The organism is Paraglaciecola algarum (assembly GCF_021532655.1).
GTDB lineage: Bacteria > Pseudomonadota > Gammaproteobacteria > Enterobacterales > Alteromonadaceae > Paraglaciecola > Paraglaciecola algarum.
Genome location: NZ_JAKGAS010000009.1, coordinates 99,664 through 118,418, shown reverse-complemented (window position 1 = coordinate 118,418; position 18,755 = coordinate 99,664). Strand labels below are relative to the sequence as shown.

The window sequence follows — 18,755 nt, the reverse complement described above, 5'->3', positions numbered from 1 at the left end:
TATATTTAGATTTGTTTATTTATTTAGGGTTGAATTTCACCACTAGTTTTTCATAGCCCACTTTGCGGTGAAAATCATCCCACTCTTCAATATTATCTTCTGTTTCAAGTAAGTCGATAGACCCTACCTTGTCACATAAGACGTCAATTAAAGTACTTAAAATTTGCCGAGCATGGGTGGCCCCTAGACAGTTATGGTGACTAAAACCAAAGCCTACATGTGGATTCATTTTACGATCAAGTACTATTTCGTTTGGATTTTCGAAAACTGTTTCATCACGGTTAGCTGAGGCCCAACAAAGAGATATTCGGCTATCAGCTTTAGCAGCATGTTCGCAAACTTGCGTGTCTTCTTTTACGACTCGGCCCATATGAGTAAGAGGGGAGAAATAACGAATAAACTCTTCAATAGCTTTACCTCTGATTTCTGGTTCATCCCGTAAACGCTTTAAAGATTCAGGGTGATCTGCTAAATAGGCAATTGAGTTAGATACGGCATTGATCACTGTGTCTCTGCCGCCTGCAAAAGTTAATATGAGTACACCTTTTGCTTCTTCTTTGCTCATCTTCTTACCATCGACTTCTGCGCCTAGTAGCACAGAAAACAAGTCGTCAGTTGGGTTAGCTAAAGCCTGGTCAAGTTTTTCATCGAGGTAATCGTATAATACTTGTGCTTTGTCGCCGTCTAGAGCATCGCCTTCACTTCTGAATACGTGGGTTCCCCAGCTGATCCATTGGATAGAGTCTTCAAAAGGAGTATTAAGCAATAAAGTCAGAGCTCTAGATTGCAGAACTAAAGAAAATTCGTTAATCACTTCAACTGAGTTACCAGCTAAATTTTCGGTAACTAATTTATCAACAATGCTATGAAGTTTTTGTTTGTATTCATTTTCTAAAGGGCGTTTAAACCAAGGATCGAGTAGGCCTCTAAACCCTTTATGTTTAGGTGGATCCACTTCAAAAGGTATTTGTCTAGTGGTGCGAATATTGACTTCTGAAGGTACGACAATACGCCCTGGAATATCTTCCGAGCTAAAGGTTTTTGCATTGTGTGCGCATTTTCTGACATCTTTGAGTCTTAACATCATAGTCACAGGATCGTCTTGATCACTGACGGTTGCGAATCCTTTTTCTTTTCTTACTTGAGCAAAAGGATCTGCCATTGTGCTTTTTTTCATGATGTCTCCGCTATTTTCGTTTTCTAGCATACTTACTGTTGTGCTATATATGTTGAAAAAATATAAAATGTTATTTTAATGTATTTATTTTGCTGTTTTTGTCATAATAAAAGCTAAAAATATCATTTTAATGCTTTTGTTTTTCTATTTGGTCAAAAAACTTTAATGTTTTGACTAAATTTCTATTCCAGTAAGGCCACTCATGGCCACCAGATAACTCTTCATATTGAAATTCAATATTAGCTTGGTTTAATTTAGTCACTAATTCTTGGTTGCTTTCAAATAACTCGTCATCGGTTCCACAATCTAACCTTAGCGGGGGTAAATCCGCTTTATTTTGGTTACACCAATAGAGAATATCACTCTCATGGGTTTGTTTAGTTTGGTAATTTTCTAAGGGTTTATCGGTAAATAGTGCTAAGTCTTCCACTTTGGTAATTGAAGAGTGTGCTGAAATGCCACTGAATTGACTGGCATATTTGGCGCCTAACCTGAGAGCACCATATCCACCCATGGATAAACCCGTTATGTATAAATTACTCTGAGTGCTAACTGAACCTAATGTGTCTAGTACTGTGTTTAGCACATCATCTACAATCCATTTTTCAAAGTTGCCGTGTTCTTCTAAAGGCAAATACCCTGAGCCTTCCCATAAGCCGCCGTCAGAGGGCATGACCAAGACAAACTCGCTTAAACCTTGTTTACGCAATGACTCGTATACCTGATGTGCACCACCGAGATCCATCCACACCCAGTTATTGCCATAAACACCATGTAACAGAAATACGATTGGTAAATCTTTTTGAGCACTGTAGGGATTGTATACAGTGACATCTTGGCGACGGTCTAAATTGTCTGAATGTAAGGTTAAGGTTAGAGTGTTATCTCTAGACAATTGCGGATTTGATTTTTCTATTCTGGTGACAGCCATCTGAATTATCCTTCAACCTTGTCTGCGTTATTTAATTCGTCCATGAGCACAACACCTTTGGCAATGCGGCCGTTCAGCAGATCGTCAAACCCTTGGGCAATATCTTCTAATGCGTAGGTTTTGGTGACTAACTCTTCTAACTTAAGTTTGCCTTGCTCGTACAAATCTAATACTCGCGGAAAGTCTCTTTCAGGATTACACATACCGTACAGTGGGTTGATGTAAATTTTGTCCCATTCAAATAATTCACAATCAAAATCTATACGTTGCTCGATACCACTGACTTGCACAGCTGTACCGGCACTTCGAATCAATGTTAGTGGCGCTGAACCAAGAGCAGGAATAGCGGTGCATTCAAAAGCATAATCAGCACCTCTACCGCAGTTTAAGGCTAGAACTTGCTCTTTTACTTTAACAAAATCAAGATCGTCTTTTTCAGAAATAACCCCGTGGGTCGCACCAAACTCTTTAGCTTGTTCGATACGGTTTTGTGCTATATCTATGGCTATAATTTTGGCTGCACCAGAGTTTTTAGCACCTTGAATAACGTTCAAGCCTACACCACCACAACCTATCACGCATACGGTAGAGCCGGCTTTTACATTGGCTGCATTCACCACTGAGCCCCAGCCAGTCATAACACCACAGCCTACTATTGATGCGGCAGCAAACGGAATATCATGAGTTAGTTTCACCACTGCTTCCTGTTTGACCATGGCATATTCACTCATTGCGCCCAAATGAAAAGAACGTTCAATTGGTTGGTCGTTGTGTGTGGAAGACTCAATTTTTGCATGGCCCTCTAAGCCACAACCACATACGGGGGAGTTAGTTTCACAAATATGCACGTTACCTTCATTACACTGGAAACAATGACCACATGGAATCGCCCAATTTAATATTACTTTGTCACCTACAGATACCTTAGTGACGTGTTTCCCCACAGAATGCACATAACCTGCGCCTTCATGGCCCACAATGAAGTTTTTATTCCAAGTTTGAATAGAGTCCCAATCTGTATGACAAATGCCGGCAGCTGCAATTTTGACTAATACTTCATTATCAGCACATTCGCCTATTTGAATGGTGTCAACTTTATAGTTGCCTTTGCCGTCTGAAATAACTGCTTTTGATCTAATCATATTTGGCGCTCTTGAAAATGGAAAATAAATCGGATCTGAATTGAAACATAGTTAAGGAGTAAAATACTGTCAGCTAACTACAAAAAAATGTCATATATTTGATGTCGAAATTATATTTACTATGATATTTTAGTCTTTTATGACGTTTTCTTGTGTGAATAAATGAAGTCACAACGGGTTTATTGTGAGCCATTTTGTATTGAAAAAAGTCACCTTTTTGAAATACACAAAGTGGTTTATAAAGAGCAAGACACATACACATGTTTTATGCATTTTCATGAGGTGCATGAATTTATCTTTTTTGAATCTATTACTGGTCAGTACTTTTATAGTCAGGGTGAATCAGTACTTGAAGATAATGACATAGTATTTATACCAGCTTTAGAAACCCACAACTTTGATTGTGCCGATGGTGAAAAATCTTGGTATATCATCCAGTTTTTACCGGAGCTTTTTGAGCACAAAGATTTTTTAGGTGTGCGTGAACTGTTTAATCAAGCATTACATTTACGATTACAGCCAGAGCATATAGCGGTTATCCAACAACAGCTGGAGTGGTTACATAGCTGTTATCTAAAAGATCCTCATAGTGCCCTTAGTTTAAGTTTATTAAAGACCTTGATCTTATGGGTAGCTGAATTTTCTTATTCTGTTGATTTAAGTCATAACCAACCCATTGCCAAAAGCCAAGGTTTTAAAAAGCTACAACCTATTATTGATTTGTTCAGGCATAACCCTTCAGTCGATTTGTCATTAAATCAAGCTGCTGAAAAGTGTTATTTATCACCAGCTTATTTTTCACGCCTGTTTAAGAGTGTATTCCGCTGCAATTATTCAGAGTACAACTTAAAACATAAATTATATAGTGCGGCTAGGATGATCAGTCAAACAGAAAAGTCGATTACCGAAATTAGTTATGAATTGCACTTTTCTAGCCCATCACATTTCATTGCCCAGTTTAGAAAACAGTTTTCTGTCACACCCAAAAAATACCGCAATCAAATACTCTTAAATGGCGGTTAACCAAAATTTACACTGGCCTGACTTCTTTTTATGTGTAAAACTAGGTAATCTAGTATTTCTAAAATCATCACTTAATAAATAATGGACATGTAATGAAATCAGTTCTTAGTATTTTAGTGGTAGCCGGAATTTTAATGAGCTGTGCTATCAATGGAAAACCAACCCCCAAAGCATTATTAGATAAAGACTTATCGCAGTTTTCCAATATTTACGAATTCGGAACAGCCGAAATGGTAGGGGACGAACTTGTATTGAATTCAACGGGTAATTGGTTTTTTACCACTAAAAAGAGTTATAAAAACTTTATTCTTACTGGCGAAATAATTATGCCGGATGTAACTGAGTATAGTAATTCAGGCTTTATGTTCAGAGGTCAAGCGTTCGAAGGTAAAAAAGGTACTTATGCTGCGGGATATCAAGCTGAAGTTGATCCAAGTAAACGTAAGTGGAGTGGCGGCTTGTACCATCAAGGAGGTCGTCAATGGTTACATCCAGTACATGAAACTCGCTCTGATTTAGATGAAGATTTTGAAAAAAACTTCTTTTCAGCCTGGACACCAGAAATGGCTAATGCCTATAAACATTTAGAGTGGAACAGTTACCGTATTGAATGTATTGATAACGAAATTAAAATTTTCGTAAATGGCGTATTAACTACACACGTGTTAGACAATAAGTTAAAAGAAGGATTTATTGGTTTGCAGCATCACGGTAGTGAAAAACTTCGCAAAACAGGTAAAACCGATAATGTTGTGCGATTTAGAAATGTATTTATTACTGAACTGGATTAAGTTGTTAACAAAGAGTTAGTCGTTTTAAAGCCCAATTTTTATTGGGCTTTTTTGTGTGCATTAGAAAATGTATTGGGGTTAAGTTAGATGCTGAAAATATTGGTCAGGCCGCTTTATATTTTGGTTGGATCCTATATAATGCAACACAAATGTTACTGTGTAATTAAAAGTTGGATGGAATAGCAAGATGTATCAAGGCATAAAAAAACTTGAGCAAAACACACTATCTTCGATTTTAGTCGATGAAAATGTAGATTGTGTTCTGCCTAAATATAACCGTAATGATCTTGGTATCGGTATTGTGCATCTGGGGTTGGGGGCTTTCCATCGTTCTCATCAGGCCATGTTTACCGAACAATTATTGAATAAACTAGGTGGCGGCAATTGGGGTATTTGTGGGGTAAGTTTTAGCAATGAAACCTTGCAATCGCAATTACAAGAGCAAGATTGTTTATATACTTCAGCCATATTAGATGTTGAAAATAGTTTTCAAGTTGTGGGCGGCCTAAAAGAAGTGTTAGTGGTCAAAACTCAATTAGAAAAAGTGCTGGAAAGATTGCTTAATGGCAGCACAAAAATTGTATCATTAACAGTTACCGAGAAAGGATATTGCTTAAATGGCGATGGTTTATTAGATGAGACTTCAGCTGATATTGTCCATGATTTAGCGAATATTAATCAGCCTCGTACTGCAATAGGTTTGTTGGTTGCTGGGTTAAACAATCGTTTTCAAAAAGGCGTTGCAAGTTTTAATGTGATTGCTTGTGATAATTTACCCAACAATGGTGAAAAACTTAAGTCCGCGGTTTTACAATTTGCCCAAATCATATCTCCAGACCTAGCAAAATGGATCGGACTTAATACACATTTCCCCAATACTATGGTTGATTGTATTACGCCTAGAACTGAGAAAAGTACCATTGATCTGATTAAAGATAACCTTGGTTATGTTGACAATGCACCCGTGCAACGAGAGCAATTTTCCCAATGGGTTATTGAAAGCTGCGACTTCGAACGTCCCAAATGGGAAGAAGTGGGCGTCATTTTTACGGATAATGTTGAAGTATTTGAAAATGCTAAATTAAGAATATTAAATGGCATGCATTCAGCTTTGGCTTACATAGGTATTTTGCGCGGTTACGATACTGTGTATGAAGCCATTTCAGATCCAGACATTAAGGCATTCCTACTTAATCTCATAGACAATGAGGTGCTCCCTACACTGGAATCGGTAGATGGGTTAGATTTGTATCAATATTCTCGGGATATTATTGCTAGGTTTGAAAACCCAAAAATCAAACATGCGCTAAGGCAAATTGCCTGTGATGGTTCTATTAAAATACCGGTACGTGTTTTAGCCCCCCTTGCAGAAAATATGAGTGCTGGGCGCAAAGTGAATTCTTTAGTTGTTGTGGTAGCCGCTTGGCTACGTTTTATTGAGCATTGTCTTACTAATAACATTGAAATACATGACCCACGAGCGGGGGATTTTAAAAATACTTTCCATGAAAATGGTAATAACACTGAATTAAATATTGAAAAATTTATGACCATTTCAGGGATAATTCCCACTTCATTGCAAAACAATGAGTTGTTTATCAGTAGTGTTTGCAAAAGATATAATAGTGATATTGCTGTTTATTAATTTAATGTATTTAGCAATATTTTGCCTTAGTGTTTTTAAGTTAAATGGGTTTGTATCCGTTTTCTGACTTTTTAAAGAGTAGTTATATGATTTATATAGTGATGGGAGTAAGTGGTTGTGGTAAGTCGACTATAGGTGACCTACTATCAAAACAATTATCTTTACCGTTTTATGACGCTGACGATTTTCATTTCCCTGAAAGTGTTAAAAAAATGGCCAGTGGTATTCCATTAACAGATGATGATCGCAAACCTTGGTTAACCTTGTTAGCAAATAAGATCACTGATTGGGAAGCGAGTGGTGGTGCTGTGTTGGCTTGTTCTGCTTTAAAGCAGAGTTACAGAAACATTTTACAATCAACCACTTCAGATACAGTAAGGTTTATTTATTTGAAAGGCGAACAAGCACTACTGGCTTCTCGTTTAAAAAGTAGAGATAACCATTTTATGCCAGACACCTTATTAGCCAGTCAATTGGCGACATTAGAAGAGCCCAAAGATGCGATTACAATATCACTAGACAATACGTTAGATGTGATGCTCTCCCAAATATTAGAGGCAATTAAATAATGACTTATCCTATTCATCATGTAGATACCGATAAAACGATTTCTGACGAGGGTTTAAAATCTATCATAGATGATTTTATTGCTCAAAAAGCCAAAAATGCTAAAAAAATTCTGATATTACCACCAGACATCACCCGCTTTTATTCGAAGGCTGGTTTTATTTCTGCTTATATTTATCATCAACTAAAAGACCAGGCTGATGTCTTCTTTTTACCGGCTCTAGGCACACATGAACCTATGTCACATGGTGAAATTGACAGCATGTTTGGCGATGATATTCCCAAAGATCGCTTTCTCCCCCACTTTTGGCGGACAGATGTAGAAGTGTTAGGTGAGATAAGCAGTCAGAGAATGGCTGAATTATCAGAAAACAAGCTAGATTGTACTATGCAAATTGGCGTTAATAAGCTGCTGTTAGATAAGTCTTGGGAGCTAATCATTTCTGTGGGGCAAATCGTACCGCATGAAGTTATCGGCATGGCTAATTACACCAAAAATATTTTAGTGGGGGTGGGTGGTGAAGACACTATACATAAATCTCATTATTTAGGTGCGGTATATGGCATGGAGCGTATAATGGGACGTACCTATACCCCGGTCAGAAAAGCTTTAAACCAAGGTTTCGATGAGTTTTTGAGAGATTTACCTATTGAATATATCTTGACTGTATTGGGTAAAAAACAAAACAAACTGGCGTTACAAGGTGTGTATTGTGGCAATCAAGATGAAACTTACGAAGCAGCTTGTGAATTAAGTCAGCAGTTAAACTTGAACTTACTCGATAAACCTATCAAAAAAGCCATTGTATATTTAGAGCCAGCAGAGTTTAAAACTACTTGGTTAGGTAACAAATCTATCTATCGCACACGTATGGCCATGGCCGATGATGGAGAACTTATTGTATTAGCACCAGGTTTACATAGATTTGGTGAGGATATGGCAATAGATAAACTCATTCGTACCTATGGATATAAAACAACGGATGAAACTTTAGCCGCGGTGAGGGATAATCCAGAATTAGCCAGTAATTTATCTGCCGCAGCTCATTTGATCCATGGTACAACTAATGATCGTTTTAAAGTAACCTATTGCCCTAGTGATGGTTTAACTAAAGAAGAAGTTGAGTCAGTTAATTACCAATATTGTCATTATGATGAAATGGTAAAACGTTATCCGTTAGAAAAGTTAACCAATGGTTGGAACACTTTGGACGATGGCGAAGAAGTTTTTTATGTGAGTAATCCCGCTTTAGGGCTATGGGCAACCGCAGAGAATTTTAATCAATAGGCTATAAACACATAGCCAATCCCCAGCCTAGGTGTACTTTTATGACAAAGATGACAGATAACTCACATATACATTTAGACATAGTTGGCGGGATCGCAGGCGATATGTTTATTGGCGCAATGTTAGATACGTTTGAGCCATTAAAACTAGATGTGTTTAATGCGATCGAACAAGTTATACCGACAAGTACAGGTAAAGCTGAGCTATGCAAAGGCCTAAATTTAGGTATTAGCGGTCTTAAGTTTTCACTTAAATTAGCGAATAATTCGGGCGAGGTCAAAGAACACGCCCATAACAACTCTAGCAGTCAAAATCATCACTCTCATAATGATAATACTCATGAGCATCATCACCATCATCATTACGAGCATAGTGCTACAGACCAACCTCATAATCACAATAATGAGCATAGCCACAAAACGACTTATCGGTATTTATGTCAATTATTAAGCTCTGCTAATTTACCTAAAAATGTGGCTGCAGTAGCCGTAGAACTGCTAAGCATAATCGCTGTTGCAGAAGCAAAAATTCATAACAAAACTTTAGATGATGTACATTTTCATGAATTGGCTGATTGGGATTCTTTAATGGACGTGGTGGCAGCGGCAGTGATACTTGATGCTTTATCTGCTTGTTCTTGGAGTATTTCTAAGTTGCCGTTAGGTAAAGGACTAATCAATACCCAACATGGATTTATCCCCGTTCCAGCACCCGCTACAGCTGAGATCTTAATCGGTTTTGAGTTCTTTGACGATGATATTGCTGGTGAGCGCATTACACCGACAGGTGCGGCGATTTTACGCTATTTAAAAGATAAAAATTTGTTAATAAAACAGCCCCAGGGGCGTTTAATGTCTACTGGGTATGGTTTGGGTACCAAGGTATTTCCAAACATGCCTAATATATTACGGGCTTTAAATTTCGCTAAAAATACCGAAGATAATGCCTTTCAAGGCTCTCTACAGGGGATGATAGTTATCATCGAATTTGATATAGATGATATGACAGGTGAAGAGTTAGGCTTATCATTGGAGCGCATAAGAGAGCAAGTTGGGGTAGTGGATGTGATTGCACAAACCGCTCGCGGTAAAAAGAATCGTTCGGTAGAATCTGTGCGTTTGTTAGCATCAAGTGAACATTATCAAGATGTGATTGCCACGTGTTTTAATCAAACAACCACTATTGGTTTGCGTTATCGGTTTGAGACGCGGGCTTATTTGGTTCGTGAGCATAATGAAACACAGGGTGTTGCGTACAAACAAGTTTCCCGGCCTAATGGCTTTCTAACCAGAAAGATTGAACATGATGAACTTTTATCTTTGGATACACTCAATCAACGTCGAGGCCTTAAAGCTCAAGTAGAGCGCTTGGATCAAAATATTAAATGATGAAGTTAGAAAAACTCAATAAATTAATTACTTATCTTACACAATTTGAGCAATTCTCTATTGCTGTCAGTGGCGGCATAGACAGTATGTTACTTGCCTATATTGCTAATCGATTTTCTAAGGGACAAGTCAAAATTGTGCATGCCTATTCTCCAGCTGTACCAGAAGACGCTTTAGTTAGAGTGAAAGAATATGCACAAACGTACGATTGGGATTTAGTTATCATAGATGCCAAAGAGTTTGATGATGCGAATTACATCAATAACCCAATAAATCGATGTTACTTTTGTAAAAGTAACTTGTATACCCGTGTGGCTGAGCATAGTGTTAGCCCTATTTTTTCAGGCACAAATGTTGATGATTTGGGCGATGTGCGACCTGGTTTAGCTGCCGCAAAAGAACAAAGTGTGTTACACCCCTATGTAGAAGTAGGTATCAATAAAACGGATATATACCAGTTAGCAAAATATTATGGTTTAGACCAATTACATGCTTTACCTGCTCAACCATGTTTAGCCAGTCGAGTTGAAACCGGCATTAAAATTAATACTACAGATATGCAATTTATAGACACGGTTGAAGGAAAAGTTCGCCAAGTTTTCCCCACATTTAAAAATGTTCGCTGCCGTGTTTCTCACCAAGGTATAGTGGTGGAGTTAGACGAAATCTCTAAAAGCCCAACCTTTGATTCTTTATCAGAGAGTTTAACGCATTATTGTGCCGAGCAAGGTCGAGTGTTTGCAGGCATAAAAATTTATCAAAAAGGTTCGGCATTTTTAAATGGGGTCACACATGGATAACTTTATTTGGGATAAAGATCGCCAATCTCGCACAGGTGTGGCAGAAGCAATATTTTGTTCACACAAAAGTGACCAAGACTTGCAAGCCATTATTGGTTTTAATCTTGAACAAGGCAATAGGGTATTGTTAACCCGTTTATCAGAGCAACAATGGCTGCTTTTACCCAGTGAGCTTCAAGATCAACTTGATTATGATAAGAGTTCATTAACCGCCATGTTAAATGTTGAGTTGACTATTACTGATGGCTCATTAGCTCCCTGTGAACATGTGTGTATTGTTACCGCTGGTACATCTGACTTAGCAATCGCCAAGGAAGCACAACGTACGTTAGCATTTAGTGGTTATCAAGCTCCGATATTTTCAGACGTGGGTGTGGCAGGACTTTGGCGTTTAATGGATAAAATAGATACTATTCGTCAATACAAAATAATTATTGCTTTAGCTGGGATGGAAGCGGCACTTTTTAGTGTATTAGCAGGCCTCGTTCGGGCCCCAATTATTGCGGTGCCTACTTCAGTCGGTTATGGCGTGTCTGCAGGTGGAAAAACAGCTTTAGACAGTGCATTAGCGTCCTGTTCTCCAGGTATTATGACTGTGAATATTGATAATGGTTTTGGCGCAGCGAATGCCGCGATAAAAATTATTAATCAATTTAGCTAGGGGCTGTTTACTCGCATCATCTAGCCCCTTTTAAAAGCCTATCACCAATTAAACACGTCACCAATTAAACATAGTACCGTCTTCTAATCTGTTGACAGGCAGGTAGGCTCTTTTATATGGATATTTTGCCGCTAGGTTTTCGTCTATGTCTACCCCGTGACCAGGCTTTTCTCCCACAATGAGGTGTCCTGCTTCAAATTTATAATCGTGGGGGAATACTTCATTGGTTTGGTCGCTGTGCTGCATATATTCTTGAATACCAAAGTTTGGCACCCAAGTGTCAAAATGCACCGCACAGCCTAAGGTAATAGGCGACAAGTCAGTAGCACCATGAAATCCTGTTTTCACGTGGTAAAGGTTGGCCAAGGCAGCAATTTGTTTGAGATGAGTGATACCGCCTGCATGGACTATTGTGGTGCGAATATAGTCAATTAGTTGTTCAGTAATGAGTTGCTGACAATCGTGAATAGAATTAAACACTTCGCCCACAGCGATTGGCGTGGTGGTATGTTGTCTTAATAACCGAAAGCCTTCTTGTAATTCCGCGGTGACGGCATCTTCAAGCCAAAATAATCTATAGGGTTCTAAATCTTTTCCGACTCTAGCCGCTTCAATTGGTGTAAGTCTATGATGGGCATCATGTAACAAATGATAATCGTAACCATAGGTGTCGCGAATTTTGGCAAACAATTCAGGGATAAATTTCATATATTTATGGCTTGACCACACATCTTCTTTAGGCAAATCAGTGCTGGCTGGTTCATAAAATAAAGTGTTTTTGGATATACCATAAGTAGAGTCCAAACCTGGTACACCCGATTGCACCCGAATGGCCTGATATCCTAAATCGATATATTGACCCACAGCATCAACGGTTTCATCAATTCCTTTACCATTTGCATGACCATATACCATGACTTTATTTCGGCTTTTACCACCTAATAACTGGTAAAGGGGCATGTTGGCCGCTTTGGCTTTGATATCCCATAAAGCCATATCAATTCCAGCTAATGCTGTCATGCCCACTGGGCCTCTGCGCCAGTACGCGCCCTTATAAAAGTATTGCCAAATATCTTCAATTTGGCTGGCATCGCGACCAATTAAACACGGTAGCATATGGTCATTTAAATAACTCGCTACTGAAAGCTCTCTACCATTTAGTGTGGCGTCTCCCACACCATATAAGCCTTGATCTGTTTCGATTTTAACTGTGACAAAGTTACGCCCAGGGCAAGTGACTATGACGCGAGCAGAGGTGATTATCATTGTGTCTATCCAAGATTATTACATCAGCAGTGATCTCACTACTGATAAGAGTGATAACGATTACATATAGATGCTGCCCCAAGTCTACAAGGAAGGCAAAGGCTATTCATCAATTAACAATTTTTATAAACTGGTTGTAAAAAAAATAAAACAACTTGTTAATCAAAAGAGTGAACAATGGGCTAATACTTAGAGTGCCATAGATAAAACGTTTTAATTATTAAAACGTTAACTATTAGATTGTAATTGGGTAACAAATGAATAAATTGAAAGTAACGGGTGTTTTAGCTTGTATTGTTTTGCTGGTGAGTCATTTATCTCACGCTTCTTCCATATTGTCTGGTGACGATGGGTATCGTTTGTGGTTGAAATATGACTATATTAGTCATCTCGAACAGCGAGCGAGCTATAGCCAACAACTTAGTCATTGGCATGTCGCAGGAAACTCATCTACCGATAAGGTTATTCGCCAAGAGTTAACCTATGCTTTTTCAAGCATGTTAGGTAATCAGGCAGTTGATAGCCAACAAGGAGACGCTAGCTTGTTAGTGGCTAATCTAGCAGAACTTCCTGAAGCTTTACGTAATAATGCTACCGATGGCAAAGAGTTTAAGACAGATGAAGACTATTTGATCTATGGATTTAGTGAAAATGGCCAAAAGAAAGTATTAATTACTGGTAAGACTGACGTCGCGACTTTGTATGGCACCTACCATTTACTTAGGTTAGTGCAAACTAGGCAATCAATAGTATCTTTAAACATATTCTCATCTCCTAAAATTTCAGTACGTGTTTTGAATCATTGGGATAATTTAGATAGGCATGTTGAGCGCGGTTATGCAGGTCAATCTATCTGGGATTGGCACAAGTTACCTGAGCTTATCTACCAAAGATACCATGATTATGCGCGGGCCAATGCATCGGTTGGTATCAATGGTACTGTGTTAAATAACGTGAATGCAGATCCATTAATTCTAACCCCACAATACTTAGAAAAAGTAAAAGCCTTAGCTGAGGTTTTTCGCTCTTATGGTATGAAAGTATATTTGTCAGTTAAATTTAGCTCCCCTCAATTGATAGGTGGCCTGGAAACATCAGATCCAACTAAGCCAGAAGTGTTAGCTTGGTGGAAGCAAAAAAGTAAAGAAATCTATGCTGAAATCCCCGACTTTGGTGGCTTTTTGGTTAAGGCCAACTCTGAAGGTCAACCAGGTCCTGGTGATTTTGGACGGACTCATGCCCAAGGGGCTAATATGCTGGCTGAAGCTTTAGCCCCCCATGGTGGCATAGTGATGTGGCGTGCATTTGTATATGCCAATGAGAAAAATGAAGAACGTTCAAAACAAGCCTACAGTGAGTTTAAGCCTCTTGATGGTAAATTTTTACCAAATGTTTTAGTACAAGTTAAAAATGGCCCGATTGATTTTCAACCTAGAGAGCCTATTAGCCCGTTATTTGGCGCAACACCCAACACACCTCTTATGATGGAGTTTCAAATTACTCAAGAGTATTTAGGCTTTAGTACCCACAACGTATATTTAGGGCCTATGTATAAAGAAGTTTTGTCTACAGATACCTATGCTAAAGGTAAAGGTTCAACCGTAGCTAAAGTGGTGGACGGTTCACTTTTCCAAAATAACATTAGCGGTATGGCTGGTGTATCGAATATAGGGTCAGATAGAAACTGGACTGGGAATGTACTGTTGCAATCAAACTGGTATGCGTTTGGCAGATTAGCTTGGGATCACGAATTATCATCAGAGGAAATTGCCCAAGAATGGACCCAAATGACCTTGACCCAAAATACTCAAGCGGTTGATAAAATAGTCAATTTACTGATGTCTTCGCGGGAAACAACAGTGAATTACATGACCCCTCTGGGTTTACATCACATTATGGACGAGGGGCATCATTATGGTCCTGGACCTTGGATAAAAGACCTCGGTAGAGAGGACTGGACGTCTGTTTACTATCATAAAGCTGATGAGCAGGGCATTGGATTTGACCGCTCACCTTCTGGCGTAAACGCCGTGGCCCAATATCACGAGCCACTAAGAAGCCGTTTAGCTGATCCCAGCACCACACCTGAAGAGTTTTTATTGTGGTTCCATCATCTTCCATGGGACTACAGCATCAAATCAAGTGGACGATCTTTATGGAATGAATTAGTGCATCGTTATTATCAAGGGGCCAGTGAAGTAGAAGAAATGGCCAAACAATGGAGTGAACTGCAACCTTGGATAGACCCATTATTGTTCGCACAACAAACTATGGTGTTTAACATACATCAACAAGAGGCTAAATGGTGGCGAGACGCTTGCGTGAGTTACTTTCAATCTTTCGCTAAACGCCCATTACCCGATGGTTTAACCCCACCTGCTCATCCTCTTGATTACTATCAAAATATGAAGTTCCCAAATGCTCCGGGTAGAGGTGATTAAATATGAAAAAGTACTTATATTTTATTGTCTTGTGCAACTTGTTGGGTCAACAAGCTTGGGCTGATATTCGGCTGCCAAAGTTGTTGTCAGATGGCATGGTATTGCAAAGAGATACCGAAGTTAAACTTTGGGGCTGGTCAGACAGTAATGAAAAAATTCGAGTTAAGTTAGACGGAAAACTTGTTGGCAGTGTGCAGGCAGGCAATGGTAAGTGGCAAATTATGCTCAAGTCTATGCCTGCTGGTGGCCCCCATAAAATTTCGTTTTCTGGTAATAACAAAGTTGAATTAACCGATGTGTATTTTGGTGATGTATGGATTGCATCTGGACAATCCAACATGAGCATTCCTATGTATCGGATTGAAGAAATGTTTCCGGAAGAGCCAGCGCAAGCAAATTATCCACTGTTAAGAAATTTTACCGTGCCTACCAAAATGACATTCAAACAACCATTAGAGGATCTATCTGCTGGAGAGTGGCAAGAAACAACACCACAAAATGTGATGAATCATTCTGCAATCGGTTATTTCTTTGGTCGTGAATTATTAAAAAGTGAAAATATACCTATTGGGATCATAGCTTCCAATAAAGGTGGAACGGGTGCCGAATGCTGGATGGACGAGACTAGTTTACAAAAATATCCAGCTTTGTATAAAGAAGCCAAAGGTTTACAAGACGAGAAGTATTTACAATCAATACAAGCAGCGGATAAACAAGATTCTGACGCCTGGATGGCTGAGTTAAACCAAAATGACCTAGGTCTTAAGGCGATCATTCCTTGGTCACAACCCAATATCAACAGTGATGCGTGGCTAACATACAAAGTACCCGGTGTATGGCAAGAGCAGGGCATAGATGTAAAATATGGGGTGGTGTGGTTTCAACGAGAAATTACTCTACCAGCTAATATTGGTGGTGAGCCAGGTTATTTGCGTTTAGGCACAATAGTTGACGCTGACGAAACCTATATTAATGGTATTAAGGTTGGACAAACCACTTATCAATACCCGCCAAGACGTTATCAAGTGCCTAAAGGTATACTAAAAGCCGGTAAAAATATCATTACGGTTCGAGCTAGAGTCAACAATAATAATGGCCAATTTATCCCAGATATGCCTTATTATTTAACAGTTGCAGACACTAGAATTGACTTAACGGGTGACTGGAAATATCAAATCGGTAGTGTCATGTCTAAAGCACCAAGCCCCAGTCGATTTGTGGCTCACAATGAACCATTAGGGTGTTATCAGGCCATGTTGCACCCACTACTTAATTTAAAAATTAAAGGGGTGATTTGGTATCAAGGAGAGTCAAATACGGGCCGTCCACAAGAATATGAAACTCTATTTCCTGAGCTGATTAACTTGTGGCGAGATAAATGGCAACAAGGTGATTTTCCATTTTTGTTTGTGCAATTAGCCGACTTTATGCCTGTTGAAGAGGCGCCAATGGAAAGCAACTGGGCTGAGTTACGGTACGCCCAATTCAAAACATTAGATCGAGTGCCCAATACAGCCATGGCGGTGATTATTGATTCAGGAGCATGGAACGATATTCATCCAATGGATAAAAAAACTGTGGGTGAAAGATTAGCATTAGCGGCTCAGGCGTTAGCTTACAAAAAAGACCTAGTGTATTCAGGGCCGTTGTTTACGTCAGCTCAAGTTACGGGGAATAAAGTAACACTTAGTTTTAAGCATCTAGGTAGTGGTTTGCAAGCCAAAGGTGAAGAATTGACTGGCTTTGCTATTAAAGATAACACAGGTGAGTTTATCTGGGCTAAAAGTAAAATTGTCGGAGATAAGGTCATCGTATGGCACCCGGACATTGCCGTACCTAGCAAGTTAAGGTATGGCTGGGCCCATTCGCCTGCTAATGCTAATTTATTTAATAAAGAAGGCTTGCCCGCTTCTCCTTTTGAAGTTGATTTATAGATATAAATATACAATTTCAAATTAATAAAACGTATATCAAAGAGTATAGATAGCAATGGTTAAACGATTTTTAGCGGTTGGCATTCTGTGTCTGTCGCTTACAACCCTGCCAAGCGAAGCAGATGTGACGGTTAATATTCATGTCGATAAACCTGCGTCGAAAATTAACCGAAATATTTACGGTCAGTTTATGGAACACCTTGGTCGTGGTATTTATGAAGGTATATGGGTGGGTGAAAACAGTGAGATCCCTAATACTAACGGTTACCGCAATGATGTTTTAGCTGCTTTAAAAGAGTTACAAGTACCCTTGTTACGCTGGCCAGGTGGTTGTTTTGCAGATGAATATCATTGGCAAGATGGCATTGGACCAAAAGAAGAAAGAGCTAAGCGAGTGAATACCACTTGGGGCGGTGTAATAGATGATAACCGTTTTGGTACCCATGAGTTTTTAGATCTCGCCGAAATGCTTAATGCTGAAGTCTATGTAAATGGAAATCTTGGCACCGGTACGCCGACCGAAATGGCTCAGTGGTTGGAGTATATGACCTCTGATAGTGACTCGACATTAGCTAATCAAAGACGAGCAAATGGCCGAGATAAACCTTGGCGAATCGATCATTTCGCTATTGGCAATGAAGCCTGGGGTTGTGGCGGAAACATGACGCCAGAGTATTACACTGACTTATACAAACACTATGCAACGTTTGCTAAAACTCCCCATGACAATACACCGCTATTTATTGCCAGTGGCGGACAAAATGCTCAAACAGACTGGACTGAAACCCTGATAAAAGCCAAAAAAACTGGGGTAAAAATGGATGCCATTAGTCATCATTACTACACTTTGCCCACGGGAGACTGGGGTAAGAAGGGCGCGGCTCTTGATTTTCCAGAAAGTGAATGGTTATCCACTATGGTTAATACAGTTAAAATCGAAAAGTTCTTAATGGATAACATTGCCATCATGGATAAATATGATCCTGAAGCAAAAGTAGCATTTAACGTGGACGAGTGGGGCACTTGGTTTGATGTGAGCGAAGGAGAACCTGGATTTCTTTACCAGCAAAATAGCTTACGTGATGCCATAGTTGCAGCGGTAAACTTAAATATTTTTCATAAATACGCTAAACGAGTACAGATGAGTAATATTGCGCAGATGATAAATGTGTTGCAAGCCATGATATTGACTGACAAGGAAAAAATGTTATTAACACCGACTTATCACGTGTTTAAAATGCATGTGCCTTTTCAAGATGCCAGCTATCTTCCTTTAACATTAAAAAATAATGGTAAATACGGAGAAGGCGAAAATAGCGTGGATAAAATCAGTGCTAGCGCAGCCGTCACTAAGACTGGTGAGCAGTGGTTAACACTTGTGAATCTGGATCCAAATAAAGCAGAAACCATTCGACTTGATGGCAAGTATCAAGGAGTGAAAGGACAAATTCTGACGGATGTTAAAATGGACGCTCACAATACTTTTGATAAGCCAAATAATTTAGCGCCACGTCAATTTGAGGTGAAGGCTTCTAACGACAACTTCGCTTTTGAATTGCCAGCTAAATCAGTAATTGTGGTTAAGTTGAATAACTGATTAGCTTCTTTTGCTATGCAGGAGATCGTTAATACCGATGAAAATAATGATTTAGTTAGCGACTGTTATATCATTAATATCCTGCTGAAAGAGTTTGTTTGACA

15 protein-coding genes are annotated in these 18,755 nt (G+C 39.1%); 11 read left to right on the top strand and 4 right to left on the bottom strand.

The window, feature by feature from the left end; genetic code table 11:
* Window positions 1–19: 19 nt before the first annotated feature.
* The 3 genes from L0668_RS16010 to L0668_RS16000 form a co-directional block, all read right to left on the bottom strand.
* The gene (locus tag L0668_RS16010; protein WP_235313730.1) at window positions 20–1,177 is read right to left on the bottom strand and encodes a cytochrome P450; all 1,158 of its coding nucleotides are present in this window, start codon (window positions 1,175–1,177) and stop codon (window positions 20–22) included.
* A gap of 127 nt (window positions 1,178–1,304) precedes the next feature.
* Window positions 1,305–2,108, bottom strand: coding sequence for an alpha/beta hydrolase (locus L0668_RS16005; RefSeq protein WP_235313729.1), 804 nt, complete (start codon window positions 2,106–2,108; stop codon window positions 1,305–1,307).
* 5 nt (window positions 2,109–2,113) lie between these two features.
* On the bottom strand, window positions 2,114–3,250 hold the full coding sequence (locus L0668_RS16000; protein WP_235313728.1) for an alcohol dehydrogenase catalytic domain-containing protein: 1,137 nt from the start codon (window positions 3,248–3,250) through the stop codon (window positions 2,114–2,116).
* A 162-nt stretch (window positions 3,251–3,412) separates the two neighbouring features.
* On the opposite strand from L0668_RS16000, the gene L0668_RS15995 reads away from it, so the two are divergent.
* From L0668_RS15995 to larB, 8 genes are all read left to right on the top strand, one after another.
* Entirely contained in the window at window positions 3,413–4,273 is an 861-nt protein-coding gene (locus tag L0668_RS15995) for a helix-turn-helix transcriptional regulator (RefSeq protein WP_235313727.1), read from the top strand.
* A gap of 92 nt (window positions 4,274–4,365) precedes the next feature.
* Window positions 4,366–5,064 carry a 3-keto-disaccharide hydrolase gene (locus L0668_RS15990; protein ID WP_235313726.1) on the top strand — a complete coding sequence of 233 codons (699 nt, stop codon included), beginning with the start codon at window positions 4,366–4,368 and terminating at the stop codon, window positions 5,062–5,064.
* Window positions 5,065–5,251: 187 nt separating this feature from the next.
* Entirely contained in the window at window positions 5,252–6,709 is a 1,458-nt protein-coding gene (locus L0668_RS15985; protein ID WP_235313725.1) for a mannitol dehydrogenase family protein, read from the top strand.
* Between the two features lie 86 nt (window positions 6,710–6,795).
* Window positions 6,796–7,278, top strand: a complete 483-nt coding sequence (locus L0668_RS15980) for a gluconokinase (RefSeq protein WP_235313724.1) — start codon at window positions 6,796–6,798, stop codon at window positions 7,276–7,278.
* Window positions 7,278–8,564, top strand: coding sequence for a nickel-dependent putative hexonate epimerase (locus tag L0668_RS15975; protein ID WP_235313723.1), 1,287 nt, complete (start codon window positions 7,278–7,280; stop codon window positions 8,562–8,564). Before L0668_RS15980 ends, L0668_RS15975 begins: the two co-directional genes overlap by 1 nt.
* 41 nt (window positions 8,565–8,605) lie before the next feature.
* A complete protein-coding gene (gene larC, locus L0668_RS15970; protein ID WP_235313722.1) occupies window positions 8,606–9,952 on the top strand; it encodes a nickel pincer cofactor biosynthesis protein LarC in 1,347 nt (448 codons plus the stop codon).
* Window positions 9,949–10,752: an ATP-dependent sacrificial sulfur transferase LarE gene (gene larE, locus L0668_RS15965; RefSeq protein ID WP_235313721.1), complete on the top strand. Its 804-nt coding sequence runs from the start codon at window positions 9,949–9,951 to the stop codon at window positions 10,750–10,752. Before larC ends, larE begins: the two co-directional genes overlap by 4 nt.
* Window positions 10,745–11,413, top strand: coding sequence for a nickel pincer cofactor biosynthesis protein LarB (larB, locus tag L0668_RS15960; RefSeq protein ID WP_235313720.1), 669 nt, complete (start codon window positions 10,745–10,747; stop codon window positions 11,411–11,413). The genes larE and larB overlap by 8 nt, the downstream gene beginning before the upstream one ends.
* A gap of 57 nt (window positions 11,414–11,470) precedes the next feature.
* On the opposite strand, the gene manD is transcribed toward larB, so the two are convergent.
* Window positions 11,471–12,679: a D-mannonate dehydratase ManD gene (manD, locus tag L0668_RS15955; protein WP_235313719.1), complete on the bottom strand. Its 1,209-nt coding sequence runs from the start codon at window positions 12,677–12,679 to the stop codon at window positions 11,471–11,473.
* A gap of 257 nt (window positions 12,680–12,936) precedes the next feature.
* On the opposite strand from manD, the gene L0668_RS15950 reads away from it, so the two are divergent.
* From L0668_RS15950 to L0668_RS15940, 3 genes are read left to right on the top strand one after another with little or no spacing between them, the layout of a single operon-like run.
* Window positions 12,937–15,120, top strand: coding sequence for an alpha-glucuronidase family glycosyl hydrolase (locus L0668_RS15950; RefSeq protein ID WP_235313718.1), 2,184 nt, complete (start codon window positions 12,937–12,939; stop codon window positions 15,118–15,120).
* Window positions 15,121–15,122: 2 nt separating this feature from the next.
* Window positions 15,123–17,054: a sialate O-acetylesterase gene (locus L0668_RS15945; protein ID WP_235313717.1), complete on the top strand. Its 1,932-nt coding sequence runs from the start codon at window positions 15,123–15,125 to the stop codon at window positions 17,052–17,054.
* Between the two features lie 55 nt (window positions 17,055–17,109).
* On the top strand, window positions 17,110–18,651 hold the full coding sequence (locus L0668_RS15940) for an alpha-N-arabinofuranosidase (protein WP_235313716.1): 1,542 nt from the start codon (window positions 17,110–17,112) through the stop codon (window positions 18,649–18,651).
* Window positions 18,652–18,755 lie beyond the last annotated feature (104 nt).

Bases quoted from the DNA above. Each gene is read 5' to 3' on its own strand.
- L0668_RS16010 (WP_235313730.1), bottom strand. From the start codon at position 1,177: ATGAAAAAAAGCACAATGGCAGATCCTTTTGCTCAAGTAAGAAAAGAA.
- L0668_RS16005 (WP_235313729.1), bottom strand. From the start codon at position 2,108: ATGGCTGTCACCAGAATAGAAAAATCAAATCCGCAATTGTCTAGAGAT.
- L0668_RS16000 (WP_235313728.1), bottom strand. From the start codon at position 3,250: ATGATTAGATCAAAAGCAGTTATTTCAGACGGCAAAGGCAACTATAAA.
- L0668_RS15995 (WP_235313727.1), top strand. From the start codon at position 3,413: ATGAAGTCACAACGGGTTTATTGTGAGCCATTTTGTATTGAAAAAAGT.
- L0668_RS15990 (WP_235313726.1), top strand. From the start codon at position 4,366: ATGAAATCAGTTCTTAGTATTTTAGTGGTAGCCGGAATTTTAATGAGC.
- L0668_RS15985 (WP_235313725.1), top strand. From the start codon at position 5,252: ATGTATCAAGGCATAAAAAAACTTGAGCAAAACACACTATCTTCGATT.
- L0668_RS15980 (WP_235313724.1), top strand. From the start codon at position 6,796: ATGATTTATATAGTGATGGGAGTAAGTGGTTGTGGTAAGTCGACTATA.
- L0668_RS15975 (WP_235313723.1), top strand. From the start codon at position 7,278: ATGACTTATCCTATTCATCATGTAGATACCGATAAAACGATTTCTGAC.
- larC (WP_235313722.1), top strand. From the start codon at position 8,606: ATGACAAAGATGACAGATAACTCACATATACATTTAGACATAGTTGGC.
- larE (WP_235313721.1), top strand. From the start codon at position 9,949: ATGATGAAGTTAGAAAAACTCAATAAATTAATTACTTATCTTACACAA.
- larB (WP_235313720.1), top strand. From the start codon at position 10,745: ATGGATAACTTTATTTGGGATAAAGATCGCCAATCTCGCACAGGTGTG.
- manD (WP_235313719.1), bottom strand. From the start codon at position 12,679: ATGATAATCACCTCTGCTCGCGTCATAGTCACTTGCCCTGGGCGTAAC.
- L0668_RS15950 (WP_235313718.1), top strand. From the start codon at position 12,937: ATGAATAAATTGAAAGTAACGGGTGTTTTAGCTTGTATTGTTTTGCTG.
- L0668_RS15945 (WP_235313717.1), top strand. From the start codon at position 15,123: ATGAAAAAGTACTTATATTTTATTGTCTTGTGCAACTTGTTGGGTCAA.
- L0668_RS15940 (WP_235313716.1), top strand. From the start codon at position 17,110: ATGGTTAAACGATTTTTAGCGGTTGGCATTCTGTGTCTGTCGCTTACA.